Origin of the sequence: Aliivibrio sp. S2TY2 (assembly GCF_028765525.1) — a bacterium.
GTDB lineage: Bacteria > Pseudomonadota > Gammaproteobacteria > Enterobacterales > Vibrionaceae > Aliivibrio > Aliivibrio finisterrensis_A.
The window spans coordinates 82755-96087 of the sequence record NZ_JARACS010000008.1; the positions used below are offsets into that span (position 1 = coordinate 82755).

The 13333-nt window shown below is 37.7% G+C and carries 12 protein-coding genes; 7 read left to right on the top strand and 5 right to left on the bottom strand.

Annotation, left to right across the window (positions count from 1 at the left end; all coding sequences use genetic code 11):
• Window positions 1–47: 47 nt before the first annotated feature.
• Complete coding sequence (locus PVK63_RS13245) at window positions 48–470, bottom strand: DUF3010 family protein (protein WP_130045860.1); 423 nt, start codon at window positions 468–470, stop codon at window positions 48–50.
• A gap of 383 nt (window positions 471–853) precedes the next feature.
• Here PVK63_RS13245 and PVK63_RS13250 point away from each other — a divergent pair, with 383 nt between their 5' ends.
• A complete protein-coding gene (locus PVK63_RS13250; protein ID WP_130087616.1) occupies window positions 854–1324 on the top strand; it encodes a CreA family protein in 471 nt (156 codons plus the stop codon).
• 58 nt (window positions 1325–1382) lie between these two features.
• Here PVK63_RS13250 and PVK63_RS13255 read toward each other — a convergent pair whose 3' ends face one another.
• Window positions 1383–2009 (bottom strand): OmpA family protein, encoded by a 627-nt coding sequence (locus PVK63_RS13255; protein WP_130087615.1) that lies wholly within the window; start codon window positions 2007–2009, stop codon window positions 1383–1385.
• Window positions 2010–2216: 207 nt separating this feature from the next.
• Here PVK63_RS13255 and PVK63_RS13260 point away from each other — a divergent pair, with 207 nt between their 5' ends.
• Entirely contained in the window at window positions 2217–2654 is a 438-nt protein-coding gene (locus PVK63_RS13260; RefSeq protein ID WP_130087614.1) for a DUF3069 domain-containing protein, read from the top strand.
• A 47-nt stretch (window positions 2655–2701) separates the two neighbouring features.
• Window positions 2702–2947, top strand: coding sequence for a DUF2960 domain-containing protein (locus tag PVK63_RS13265; RefSeq protein WP_130045856.1), 246 nt, complete (start codon window positions 2702–2704; stop codon window positions 2945–2947).
• Window positions 2948–2956: 9 nt separating this feature from the next.
• Here PVK63_RS13265 and viaA read toward each other — a convergent pair whose 3' ends face one another.
• Together viaA and PVK63_RS13275 are read right to left on the bottom strand one after the other, a co-directional pair.
• Window positions 2957–4405: an ATPase RavA stimulator ViaA gene (gene viaA / locus PVK63_RS13270; RefSeq protein ID WP_130087613.1), complete on the bottom strand. Its 1449-nt coding sequence runs from the start codon at window positions 4403–4405 to the stop codon at window positions 2957–2959.
• A gap of 32 nt (window positions 4406–4437) precedes the next feature.
• Entirely contained in the window at window positions 4438–6087 is a 1650-nt protein-coding gene (locus PVK63_RS13275; RefSeq protein WP_130087612.1) for an ATPase RavA domain-containing protein, read from the bottom strand.
• A gap of 326 nt (window positions 6088–6413) precedes the next feature.
• Here PVK63_RS13275 and ltaE point away from each other — a divergent pair, with 326 nt between their 5' ends.
• On the top strand, window positions 6414–7418 hold the full coding sequence (ltaE, locus tag PVK63_RS13280) for a low-specificity L-threonine aldolase (protein WP_207215678.1): 1005 nt from the start codon (window positions 6414–6416) through the stop codon (window positions 7416–7418).
• Window positions 7419–7504: 86 nt separating this feature from the next.
• Here ltaE and mlc read toward each other — a convergent pair whose 3' ends face one another.
• Window positions 7505–8719 (bottom strand): sugar metabolism global transcriptional regulator Mlc, encoded by a 1215-nt coding sequence (gene mlc, locus PVK63_RS13285; protein ID WP_130045852.1) that lies wholly within the window; start codon window positions 8717–8719, stop codon window positions 7505–7507.
• Between the two features lie 182 nt (window positions 8720–8901).
• Between mlc and queE the strand changes: the two genes are divergently transcribed.
• From queE to PVK63_RS13300, 3 genes are all read left to right on the top strand, one after another.
• Complete coding sequence (gene queE, locus PVK63_RS13290; protein ID WP_130087610.1) at window positions 8902–9582, top strand: 7-carboxy-7-deazaguanine synthase QueE; 681 nt, start codon at window positions 8902–8904, stop codon at window positions 9580–9582.
• A 105-nt stretch (window positions 9583–9687) separates the two neighbouring features.
• Entirely contained in the window at window positions 9688–11133 is a 1446-nt protein-coding gene (gene pyk, locus PVK63_RS13295; protein ID WP_130048124.1) for a pyruvate kinase, read from the top strand.
• Window positions 11134–11481: 348 nt separating this feature from the next.
• Window positions 11482–13269: a hypothetical protein gene (locus tag PVK63_RS13300; RefSeq protein ID WP_130087609.1), complete on the top strand. Its 1788-nt coding sequence runs from the start codon at window positions 11482–11484 to the stop codon at window positions 13267–13269.
• The last annotated feature ends 64 nt before the right edge of the window (window positions 13270–13333 follow it).

Consider the following 13333-nt stretch of genomic DNA (forward strand, 5'->3'; position numbering starts at 1 on the left):
AGCACCTACAAAAAAGGATGGTCACCCATCCTTTATATCATTAAATTTTAGAAGTTTAAGAAAGCGTAAGCAGCTTCATATGCTTCTTGTTGGTAACCTTTAAGGCCAATCTCTTTTACACGCAGCATTTCAGGCGCACGTTTAAGGCTTGCTTTTTGGTCTGCGGCAGTTAGTACTTCAACTTCAATCTCATCAATCAGTTGAATAGCAGCTTCTAATTTAAAGCCTACAGCACCACCTGCAAATTTACCCTTCATTAAACGCTCTTTAATAACAACCGTTTCAATTTGGTAATCTTGCATTAATTTTTTAAATTTAAACTGAAAATCACGGATTGATTCCGTTTTAGATGGCTCAGTAATATCAAATTTAGCAACACGACAGTCTGGTAGGTCAATCATGCCATCTGATTTATTTACTAAACAGATGATTGCTTCATTACCTTTAAGCTCTACGCCACATACTTTCATTTTAAAAATCCTAACAATGTCTTGAACCTGTTGATTATAGGCTTATATTCAATAAATAGATACGTTGAATCCAACAATAAAACAGCAAAGATAAAACTACTGCCCCCAAATATTACAAAAGTCAGGAACACATATTTGCTGTTGTGCAGCAGAGCTGCACCCACCCATTAAAGCAGCCATCATTAAAACGGCAATGATTTGTTTTTTCACAATACAATCCACACTTAAATTCTGTTAAACAGATACTAATACATTTTAGCGAATGAAACACTCAATAACGTTCTTCTCTATATTCAAATGAAAAACTATTTAAGAGAAGCGCTGCACTAAAAAATCATATTTAATGTTATAGTTACTGTATCGCCCCTTTAGAGAATAACTTTATGAAAAAATTACTGATCGCTTTAAGTATCGCAGGATTGCTGGCTGGTTGTTCAGACAACGAGGTTGGAGACGTTTCACTCGGTATATTTACACTAAAAGACATCAAAATCTCAAACCTTGATGATGAGAAAATTCCAGGTGTAACCTGTCACATTGCCTCAGTTGAAGCGAATTTGAGCCTATCTGACCCAAGTGATAGCTCGATTTCATGTCGTCAAACAGGCGAAATTACCCCCGAGATGATCGCTCAAATCGATAGAAGTAAATCAGGTGAGGTAGTATTTAAGCAATCTAAAAGTATTTTCTTCAAGTCGATGAAAGTTAGACGTATCTACGATGCTGAAAATCAAACTCTACTCTACTTGTCTTACACGACGAAAGAGACAGAAGGTAGCTTCAAACACAGCCTTTCGACGGTACCGCTGTGGGGAACTAAGGCTTACCAAAAGCCAGTAATTGCAACTCAGTAACCTAAATGCAAACTGGATAGTGAGTCACTATCCAGTTTGAGTTCTGTTCTTATATCTTCTACCAATGAATCTTCAGAATAGTAATTTCGACACGTCGATTACATTTACGCCCAAGCATCGTTTCGTTATCACATAATGGAAGATATTCACCGAAACCACGAGAATAGAGCTGAGATGCATTTAATTTATTAGTTAATAAATAACGACGAACTTCGTTTGAACGCATTTCTGACAGATTTTGATTTTTGATTGGATTACCAGTGACATCAGTATGTCCATCTAAAACCAATGCTAATTCAGGCTTTGTTGACATAACTGAAATTAGCTTATCTAATAAATTAGTTGCTAGCGGCGTCAATTCAGCTTTTGCACTAGAAAAGTGTACTTTTTCTTGAATTGAAATAACCAGCTGATCACCACTCACCTCATGATAAACAACACCTAAATCAGTTAATTGTTCAGACACTTTTCTCATGTCATCGTCTTTTAATTCACCATTTGGGCCGGTTAACGCACGAGTAGCATCCGTCGTATTTTCCTGCTCTGTTGTTTCTGTATAAGGGTCTTCAAACGTTGGGTATGGTGTGTCACTTTTTGTTTTTGGTGCTGTATCTAATAAATTTCCTCCATCTTGAACACAACCTACCAATAACAATGAAGTGCATAACGATATAATTCTTAGCATGATTAATCCGAGTTATTATAATTCCTATCAACTGTATCGACCTATTTAGCGCATTCTTTATCTAAATCTTCATTTTTGTGATATTAATTCCTCATATTTGCTTCTAAATAGAACGAATTGAAGGCTAATTTCATCTCATGATATGAATAGAATTGACATTTCTTGTGGTCTGGTTACCATTTCTCTTTTATATGACGAGAAACTCACATGTCTGAAGTTGAAAACAAAAAAAAAGAAGCTATCGATTTAGAAACTATCTCTCCTGAACTTAAAAAAGTGATTGAGTTTGAAAACGTTCCTGAAGAAATGTGGCACATGCTTGTTTCTGTTCATGAAGTTGCTGAAATTGCGGTTCGTGAATCTTGGGATGAAATGCCTGCTAGTGCACAAAAAGTGCTAGATAACTTTGAACAGTTCCACGCTTTAGTCTCTCTAAGCCAAAGTTATGCGGGTTATGATTTCATGGCTGAGTTTGAAACTATCGAACTTCCTGAAAACATGGACGATGACGCAAAAGCAGAATACCGCTCTCAGCTGCTTGACCAAGTGCTTCACAACTGCGTGAAAGATCTTGTTAAACAAATCAAAAAAGCACGTCGCGATCCAATCATGAAACGTGAACTTGCTGAAATCTTCAAAAAATAATTAATGATTATGGATGGCAATATGTCATCCATTTTCGAGGAATAATAATGGCTCGTACCGTTCGATACACATACAAATCTGAAACTAAAGAGATCCCTTTTTCATTTCGAGAGTTTCATGGCCCATTTGAAGCAGCAGCAGCAGCAGAAGGCATCGATATCTCTCAATTTGATACCATGTTAAAGCAAGTTGAGATGGCATCAAACAACCCAGGAGCGGTAAAAGATTTTCGCCATAGCTACTTTACTAAATTAGGTTTTAGCAAAGTTCGTTTTGTTAAAGATGGCGAATAACGCCAAGCCTTAACGAATTTGCGTTAAACGACCTAGCATTGATGGATGATAAGACCATGTATGGTCAAACATCGCCATTAATGCTGGATTACCGTATTTTGATAAACAAACGGCATGAAATCGATTCTGATGCTGTTTTAAGTCCTCTACCATTGCTGCAATATTCTCTGATTGCGTCGGTGCAATAAAATCAGACAAAACCACTAAATCTGCGTTTTTATATTTATCACCATGCATCAATTCAATAGATTGCTCTAATACAGGCTCTAAATCTGTTCCACCATGGAATTTGTACGATAAAAAATCGGCAACTTCTCTCAAGCCATCTTGCTTGCTTAATTCATACGTAATTTGTTGAGTTGAGAATAAAACCACATAACAATCTCGCTCTTCCGCTAATGCTATTTGCATCAAGCCATAAGCAAGGGCCTTAGCACATTGCTCAGGAAACCCACTCATTGAGCCTGAAGCATCAACACACACAACGAAAGGGCCTTTTTCAACTAATGCATCATCTGATGCTCTTGAATGAGCCGTAACTTTGCGTAACTTCCTATCAGCTCCTTCCATACGATAATTCATCAGACGTTTATCAACCAAATGCTGATAGAAAATCACTTCTAGCTCAGGGTGTGACAGAAATAAGGTTTCATTAGGCAGTAATCGACTAAGATCATCTCCTTCTTGAATACCAACAATATCATCAGTAACAAAATCACTTTTCTCTTCCACCACCTTAACTTCTTCAGCAGTAGCTTGAGAGCGATCATGATTTTGTGCTTCATTCGCCATACGACCCAGTTTTGACGCTATTTCTTGCAAGCCTTTATTCTTTTTAAGGAAGCGCGCATGCAACTTCATGATATCGACATTGGACTTGGTTAATTTTGCTGAAGCCATATCCCACAGTTTACCAATATGGGCATCATCACCTTCCTCTGTTACCGATTCCATTGCTTTTAACGTTTCAATCCGCTGATACAAATCCGCCAACAGTTTTTCTTTGTCTTCTTTAAGTTCGCTCAATTGAGCCTGTTTAATTGAATCAGACAAACTCTGATACCATCGCTCACAAAAAAAGCGTGGAAACATTGGGTTCATTAAGCTTTTATTATTGTTAATAAGCTCTTTTGCTTCGATATAAAATGAGGAATGCCACTGCAGCTTAGACATAATATCATCTACCTGACAATAGAATTCACTCTCACTCCAATGAATCACCTCTTGATACAGAGCTAGCTCCTCTTGAATTCGCTCGGTCTCACACACTTTTGTCATTTTGTGCTTAACCTTACCACGCCATTTCAAAATGTGATTTTTAATCGTAGGCTTAATATTAGGATTAGACTTTGCTGCAGTCAAAAACTGTGGTCTTGATAATATTTCGGTAATGGATGAGTCAATCATTCCTGACTCAGCAACCATTAAAACCAAATTTAGCGCATCTGCACCTAACATAAGTTTCCTTGTATTCTAAAAGAGATCATAGCCTATGAATAATAGTCGCTAAATTTCAACATGCGACGGCTTGCCCCTTCAAATTGAGATTTACAGCTTTCAATACGCTGACCTAAAAGGTGTAAACTGTTTTCAATCACTGATGGTAAGCTCTCTTCAATGAAGTTATGAGGCAATGCAGAATGAAATTGAGCACGACTTTTTCTTAACTGGTGCTCTGCTTCATCTAAGTGCTGTTGGTTATGCGCTATTTTTTGTGTCCATTCATCAAACTGGCTTTGTGTTGGATCATTATGACCCACCATACCAACAAGAACAGAACGATTTGCGATATCTTTGATTACTAATCTGCAATCAGCATCCAATTCAAACGTTAAGCTGCATAGGTTTTGATTCTGATTTACATAACCATATACCGTTGCTCTCCCTTCTTTCATCTGCTTAGCCAGCTCTTCAGGGTTAACATAAACCCAGCGACTGTCCCCTTTCTCGCCTTCAGATACTGACATGTTTGATTGCAGCATGATCAACTTAACCAACTGATGCGTATGACCCACGCTGTATCGCTTGCCTTTGTTAAAATCAAATTCAAAGCTTTCTTTTTTCATCAGGCGATTACCCGCCGATTCAATATGAAGAGCGATACCTTGCTCAACGAGAACCTGCGCTTCCATCTCAGCAATGTCACTTTGAATCATTTCAATATTCATAGAAACATTCTTTTGATCAAATGCCTTATCGGAAGCAAAGGTTCGAATACTTTCTCTTACTTGCTCTCGGTTTTCAGGGGTTGTCCACAAACAATCTTGAAGCAACAATAGATCCATTGGGTTGATTTCATCGCGCCCACTAAAAAATGCAGAAGCTTTCAATAATTTAACTGACTTTTTCCATCGACGATCCGATACGTACAATGAGTCATCATAAGACGCATTGTGTTTTTCAAGCATTGTTTTTAATTCAAATAATTTTTCAAATACCTCTTCTGATAAAGTAAGTCCATCGAATTCTCTTTGCCATTGATGATATTCTTCATCGGTTACCACTAATGCCGGATCGATTTCTGTTTCTTGAATCGTGCCCGTCATCAACATAGATTTGAAATTATTTTTATTTTGAATACGGTTTACAAACACACGAACAAGCATTCGGTCATATAGAGCATCCAGGCCACTGTCTTCATCTGGTAATTCATTTGAGGCTGAAATCAAAAGACGCATTGGTACAGGAAGTATTTCATTGCCATTTTTAAAGGTTTTTTCATTAACCACAGTCAGCAATGTATTTAGAATTGCAGGACCCGCTTTCCAAATTTCATCTAAAAAGACAACTTGAGCCGTAGGTAAATACCCTTGAGTGAGTCGAACGTATTTTCCATTGTCTTTAAGTTCTTGAATCGATAATGGACCAAACACTTCTTCTGGTGTCGAGAACCTTGTCATTAAATATTCAAAATAACTACTATTATCAAACGCTTTTATTAATCGTTTAGCAATTAAACTTTTTGCGATACCTGGTGGTCCAAGTAAAAATACACTCTCGCCAGAAAGCGCTGCAAGTAGACACAATCGCATTGTATCTTCTCTTTCATATACGCCGTCAGATAACGCCGTTGTCAGTTTTTGAATACGCTCTGATAACAACGCTCGCTCTGCACTGGTTCTTATTGAGTTACCTTGCATTACATTCCCTTACATTTCAGATATCACATTACTCTTGAGTATAATGTAATTTTTAGTCTGTACCTAGTAGCCCTTTAGTGTAATTGGCTGATAAATAACCAAATCAACTAGCCATTTAGTCGTAATTGCTCATTTAAAGTGATTACCACCAGTGTATTTATTAAATACGATGGATGTTTAACTCTCTTAAATTGAAAGATCTCACTCTCATTATTTTCACATCTAGAAGCACTATGTTATCTTGACTTTAAAGTGAAACATAACAACAACATCGCCAACAAATATCTTATATTTAGGTATAGTGGCTAATGCAAGGAAGTAACATGATTGATTTTCGCTCTGATACAGTAACAAGGCCGACCCAAGCCATGCGTGAGGCGATGGCTAATGCCCCTGTGGGCGATGATGTGTATGGAGACGACCCAACGATTAATGAGCTAGAAACATGGGCAGCAGATCGTCATGGATTTGAAGCTGCACTGTTTACATCATCAGGGACTCAAGCAAATCTACTTGGCTTAATGGCTCACTGTGAACGCGGCGACGAATATCTATGTGGTCAACAAGCACATAATTATAAATATGAAGCCGGCGGTGCAGCCGTATTGGGTTCTATTCAACCTCAGCCTATCGAAAACAATCCTGATGGCTCACTCTGTTTTCAAAAACTAGAAGCCGCAATTAAGCCTGATGATTTCCATTTTGCACGAACAAAACTATTGAGCTTAGAAAATACCATTAACGGTAAAGTCTTACCCCTTTCTTATCTTGCACAAGCACGTGAGTTTGTAAATAAACACAACTTACAACTTCACCTTGATGGCGCACGAGTTTATAACGCAGCTGTTGCCCTTGACGTTGATATTAAAGAAATTGCTCAGCACTTTGATAGCATGACGATTTGTTTATCTAAAGGATTAGCTGCACCTGTAGGTTCTTTATTATTAGGCCCAAAAGAATACATTCAAAAAGCACGTCGTATCAGAAAAATGCTCGGTGGCGGAATGAGGCAAGCTGGTATTCTAGGGGCTGCGGCTAAACTTGCGCTGACTGAGCAAGTGCCACAGTTAGCGATTGATCATAGCAATGCGAAATATTTAGCAGAACAACTGAATACTGTGACTGGATTTAGCGTTAATATTGAGCATGTACAGACCAATATCGTTTTTGCACGCTTAGATAGTCAAATCGATATTCATGATATTGTACAAAAAGCGAACCAACACGATATCTTACTGTCAGCAGGTAACCCTATTCGATTCGTTACTCATAAAGACGTTTCAAAAGAAGATATTGATACTTTCATTGAGTTTCTTAAAAGCGAAGTCTAACTAACCTCAACAATAAAGCAGTGCCTACAAATAAAAATAGCAGCTCATTTCAGCTGCTATTTTTATAGAATAAAAGATTGTCAATATTACCCTTCAATCACCTTCATTAACAAAGAGCCATCACACATAGCCTGTTTTACTAATGCCGCACCGGGCATCGTTGCTTGCGTATAAAAGCGGCTTTCGACTAACTTGGTGTCTTTAGCGTACAATGGCAATACTTGGTTTTGGATCGCATCCATAATGACAGGATATAAAATCGCCTTTGAAAGGTTAATTTCTCCACCAATCAATACAATTTCAGGGTTAAACAAGTTCACCATAATAGCGATCGCCTCACCAAGATTATGTCCTAGATCAGTAATAACTTGTTTAGCTAACATATCTCCGTCATTCGCTGCAAGGCAAATGCTTTCTATCGTGATTTTTTTACCACTTAATGATGTTTTATGCCCATCATCAATCAGCTTTTTGACTTGATCTCGTAATGATTTTGCACTTGCAACCGTTTCTAGACAGCCGGAATTACCACAATGACAACGAGCACCCAACTTATTGATTTTGATGTGCCCCATCTCACCAATATTGCCTGTTCTGCCTTGTAAAACTTCACCGTTCATAATAATACCAGCACCAACCCCATGATGGATTGATACTAATATTGAATTATCGTGTTCTTTTGAATTGCCAAATAGCTTTTCAGCTAGCGCCCAACTACGAGTGTCATTGCCAACAAACACAGGCAGTCCTGTTGCTTCGTAGATCTTAGGACCCAAAGGCAAATTGTCTACATTATAGTGAGGCATTTGTATTACAAGGCCTTGTGACGAAATCACTAAGCCTGGTAGTGACACTGCGATACTGGTTATTCTTCCTAATATTCGAGAATGCTTTTGGAAAAAAAGTTCAATTTCAGACAGTAATTTTGCAAGTAATTCATCTTGCTCAATTTCATGAATCGTTTGTCTTTCTTCAATAATTTGCGCTCCACCTAAGCTATGTAACGCAATGGTTAGATAACCACGCCCTAAACGCATAGATAGGAATTGCCACCCTTCATTATCAACTTCTAAGCCAATTGCTGGTCGACCACGACTATTTGCTTCTTGTACTTGCGTTTCTTTGATAAGGTGTGCATCAAGTAATTCACGTGTGATTTTAGTAATACTGGCAGGAGCTAAATTACTTTGCTTAGAAAGATCGATCCGAGAGATTGGGCCTAGTTGATCAATTAACTTGTATACCCGTCCAGCATTTACTTGTTTTAAATGATCAATGTGTCCGGGTTGGGCCACGTACATGCTTCTCTCCAGTAAATAAATATCATCGGATATCATTTTTTACTTTGCGAACAAATTGTGAAGTCCGAGAGTTAACCTACGTGATGTTTATCACGAAGATCATGAAATATTTACTGAAAATGCGACTTTAACACGTATTTCAATCACCAAATTTTGTAGTTTTTTATTTGAGTAAAATAATTATGTCATCGTCAACATTTAAGATTAATGAGCTATTTGAAACCATTCAAGGTGAAGGCACATTTACTGGAGTTCCTTCTATTTTCTTACGCTTGCAAGGCTGCCCTGTCGGTTGTTCTTGGTGTGATACAAAACAAACGTGGGATGTGGAATTAAGTGATCAAACGGATTTAGCTTCAATTTTAGCTAAAACAGAAGACTCACCAAGTTGGACCGAGTTAACGAGCACTCAAATAATCAATATGCTTAAAGAACAAGGCTACACAGCAAAGCATATGGTCATCACTGGTGGAGAGCCATGCATGTATGACTTAACACCATTAACTGAAGAATTAGAACAACACGGTTATCGTTGTCAAATAGAAACCAGTGGTACTTATCCTGTTCTTGCATCAGAAAATACATGGGTTACGGTTTCACCAAAAATCAATATGAAAGGTAAACTGCCCGTTTTAGAAAACGCATTAATGCGAGCAAACGAAATTAAACACCCTGTAGGAACTAACAAAGATATTGAGCAACTAGAAGCGTTATTAGATGGTGTAAAGTTATTGGATGACGTAACTATTGCACTGCAACCTATCAGCCAAAAACCACGCGCTACTGAACTTTGTATTGAAACCTGCATCAAAAGAAACTGGCGACTTTCTATACAAACGCACAAATATTTAGCGATTGCGTGATAATTTTTGATAATTACCTTGTTTGAATCATGGAATTGTCATCATTCTCGATATATGTTTACTTGATCACAGAATAAACACAACAACATCCATCTTGGAGATAATATGTCTAACAGACTACGTAGAACAAAAATTGTTACCACTCTTGGCCCTGCAACTGATCGTGATAATAACTTAGAAAAAATCATCGCCGCTGGCGCAAACGTTGTTCGTATGAACTTCTCTCACGGTAGCCCTGAGGACCATATTGAGCGTACTAAGAAAGTTCGTGAAATCGCTGCAAAACTTGGTACTCACGTAGCGATTCTAGGTGACTTACAAGGCCCTAAAATCCGTGTTTCTACGTTTAAAGAAGGTAAAATTCAATTAGCTATTGGTGATAAATTCACACTAGATAGCGATTTACCTAAAGGTGAAGGTAACCAAGACTCTGTTGGTCTTGATTATAAAGAACTTCCACAAGACGTGACTACTGGTGACGTTCTTCTTCTTGATGATGGTCGTGTACAACTTCGCGTAACAGCAGTTGAAGGCAATAAAGTTCATACTGAAGTAACGGTTGCTGGGCCTCTATCAAACAACAAAGGCATCAACAAGCAAGGCGGTGGCCTTTCTGCTGACGCACTAACTGAAAAAGACAAAGCTGATATCATCACTGCTGCGGCAATGAAAGTAGACTACCTAGCCGTTTCTTTCCCACGTAATGGCGAAGACATGAACTATGCTCGTCGTCTAGCTCGTGAAGCAGGTCTAGAAGCTAAATTAGTCGCTAAAGTTGAACGTGCTGAGACAGTAGCTACAGAAGAAGCAATGGATGATATCATCATGGCTTCTGATGTAGTGATGGTTGCTCGTGGTGATCTAGGTGTTGAAATTGGCGATCCTGAGCTAGTGGGTGTTCAAAAGCAACTTATCCGTCGTGCTCGTAGCCTTAACCGTACGGTTATTACAGCAACGCAAATGATGGAATCAATGATCACAAGCCCAATGCCAACTCGTGCTGAAGTAATGGACGTTGCTAACGCCGTACTAGATGGCTCTGATGCGGTAATGCTTTCTGCTGAAACAGCAGCTGGTGACTTCCCTGTTGAAACAGTAACATCAATGGCAAGCGTTTGTATGGGTGCAGAGAAAGTGCCTACTGTAAACGTATCAAACCACCGTTTAGATCGTCGTTTCACTACCCCTGAAGAAACGATTGCAATGTCTACCATGTATGCTGCAAACCACATGGAAGGCATCACGGCGATGATCACACTTACTGAGTCTGGTCGTACTCCACTAATGATGTCACGTCTAAGCTCTGGTTTACCAATCTTTGCTCTATCACGTAACGAAAGCACACTAAACCGTGCAGCGCTTTTCCGTGGTGTAACGCCAGTATTCTTTGATGAAAGCGCAGACTCTGGTCTTCCATCAACTCATGCGGCAATTAATACACTAAAAGGCAAAGGTCTATTAAGTGCTGGTGATCAAGTTATCATCACTCAAGGTGATGTAATGGATATCGTTGGTTCAACTAACTGTATGCGTATCATTACGGTTGAATAATTGATCGATATTTAAAACAAAAGCCTCGTAGATCAAATTGATTTACGAGGCTTTTTTATGTGTTTTACTTTCTATATTTACTCAGATTATACCAATGTAATTAATTAACCTATCTATTAAAATTCTGAACTGAAAAGACTTACCTAAAAATCTCTAATTTATATTTTCATATAACAAAATCATTTAGTAGATATTTGTAATATTACATTCCTATTAATATTAAGTTTGAAGCCAATCGAAGCTTATTAAATCTAGCACCTAACCTCACCGAGAATTTAATAATCTTATATTGAAATCATAAAATAACGTGATATTACTTCAAAATACTCAATCAAAATAGAGGTATATATGTATAAAATTTTAACTCTTTCTATTGCAGCCCTTCTTGCTGGTTGCGGTGGAGATAGCGATAGTGGCGGTGGAAGTAATGGCGGAAGTTTACACGTATTCAGCTCTTCACCACATGTTAGCGTACAGGGCAATGCGACAGAATCAACACGAGTCATTATACCTGTAAAATCAAAAGGAACGACCTCAAAAAACCTCTATTTTGGTGCGTTTTATGACAGTATCGCTATCAAATCAACCTATATGAATATCACCTCAGACAGCACTGGTAATCTTGAGGTTGATTTTATTCCTGGTTACGCTGTTGGTGATGGCCAATCAACACACAATATATCTATCAATTTTTGCTATGATGAATATTGTAATGAACAAGTGTCTGGTTCTCCAATTAATGCCTCCATCAATTATAACGTAAGCTTAGACGATGAAATTAGGATGGTAAGTGCAGAGTCTACAATAAGTCGAGAATACAATTATGATGATGCTAATATCACCGATAACTTCACTTCAAAAGAAATTTCAGTTACTGGCAGTAATAGCAATTCAATTATCTTTAGTCGAGGAAACGATAGCGAATTAATTAATAAATTTAATGTCACACAACGAACGGGGTATTTATTTGACCTTGACCTAGGCTTAAAGTTACCCGGTAATCTATTAATTGATACGCATAGTAAAGAGTTTAAGGTCAATGCTTGTTATGATGCCGAATGTCTCTACCCAATCAAAGGAAGCCCACTGAGTATTCCTATGACCTATAAAATTAACTCTCCTCTTGCTAGTGGTGACGAATCAATTGCTATAAATGCCCCTCTAGCATTTGATTTCACAGTTAATGAAGCTGAATATATACAAGGGTTAGATGTTTTAGTTATGACATCAGAATCCCCTGAAAATGCTATCTACGTTTATGACATAAGCAGTAATACAACAGAAAAATTTGCACTTACAAGCTATCCTAAAAATCTATCCGTTGATCATAGTGAAAAGCAAGGACGAATTGCAGTTAGTCAATATTATGGTGTTTTTGTTATAGATTATAATAAAGCAAGTCCATCTACCTCTTTCCAAAAACTTTTAAACTCAAATTCCAGCCAATCGAATATTGCAGTAAAAGGGGATCACGTTTATACGATAAGTACTGGGTATAATTGGCAGGCTTTAGAGCGAATAAACATTAATACTGGTGATATTGAAACCAGTAATTCAAGCGAGTTTTATGGCGGGCCAATATTAAAAGTAACTCCAAATGGTGAAGCTTTGTATACACAAGATATAAACTCAAGCCCTCGCTCATTTTCAAAAGTCATATTAGATTCAGAACGTTGGGATGAGCAACCAAAATCGGATGTTTATCATGGTACTTATGATCATGGTGATGATTTTTGGTTTGACCGGACTGGAAATTATTATTATTCACAAACAGGAGATTATTTTTTCATCTCTGACTTTGAATTTATGGATATGACTCACGTAGGACAACTTCCATTACAAGAATATGTAAACGGTGTTGGCTTAGATGAAACCGCTGAATTAAAGCACCTTTTTGATACAGGCGCTTATCTATGGGTTATAGAAAAATACCCATTTAATATGATCAGACAGCTACAAAAATCAAATAATACAGAAATCACACGCTATGAAGAAACAACCTCTATGATAGATGGGGTAAATTACACAGAGTGGCCATTTTTTGTTTTTGAATCCAATAATGGTCATATTTTTACATTACAAAATGCTTACGATGGAAGAGAAATAAAGAGAACATCTCTGCTTAAACTTCAATAAATAAAATAAACGCACAAGTATAAACCTTGTGCGTTTTTATTTATCTCTAAAAGCTACTCATTAC

What these genes read in the sequence shown, in the direction of transcription:
- PVK63_RS13245 (WP_130045860.1), bottom strand. Translation starts at nt 470, where the DNA reads ATGAAAGTATGTGGCGTAGAGCTTAAAGGTAATGAAGCAATCATCTGT.
- PVK63_RS13250 (WP_130087616.1), top strand. Translation starts at nt 854, where the DNA reads ATGAAAAAATTACTGATCGCTTTAAGTATCGCAGGATTGCTGGCTGGT.
- PVK63_RS13255 (WP_130087615.1), bottom strand. Translation starts at nt 2,009, where the DNA reads ATGCTAAGAATTATATCGTTATGCACTTCATTGTTATTGGTAGGTTGT.
- PVK63_RS13260 (WP_130087614.1), top strand. Translation starts at nt 2,217, where the DNA reads ATGTCTGAAGTTGAAAACAAAAAAAAAGAAGCTATCGATTTAGAAACT.
- PVK63_RS13265 (WP_130045856.1), top strand. Translation starts at nt 2,702, where the DNA reads ATGGCTCGTACCGTTCGATACACATACAAATCTGAAACTAAAGAGATC.
- viaA (WP_130087613.1), bottom strand. Translation starts at nt 4,405, where the DNA reads ATGTTAGGTGCAGATGCGCTAAATTTGGTTTTAATGGTTGCTGAGTCA.
- PVK63_RS13275 (WP_130087612.1), bottom strand. Translation starts at nt 6,087, where the DNA reads ATGCAAGGTAACTCAATAAGAACCAGTGCAGAGCGAGCGTTGTTATCA.
- mlc (WP_130045852.1), bottom strand. Translation starts at nt 8,719, where the DNA reads ATGTACGTGGCCCAACCCGGACACATTGATCATTTAAAACAAGTAAAT.
- queE (WP_130087610.1), top strand. Translation starts at nt 8,902, where the DNA reads ATGTCATCGTCAACATTTAAGATTAATGAGCTATTTGAAACCATTCAA.
- pyk (WP_130048124.1), top strand. Translation starts at nt 9,688, where the DNA reads ATGTCTAACAGACTACGTAGAACAAAAATTGTTACCACTCTTGGCCCT.
- PVK63_RS13300 (WP_130087609.1), top strand. Translation starts at nt 11,482, where the DNA reads ATGTATAAAATTTTAACTCTTTCTATTGCAGCCCTTCTTGCTGGTTGC.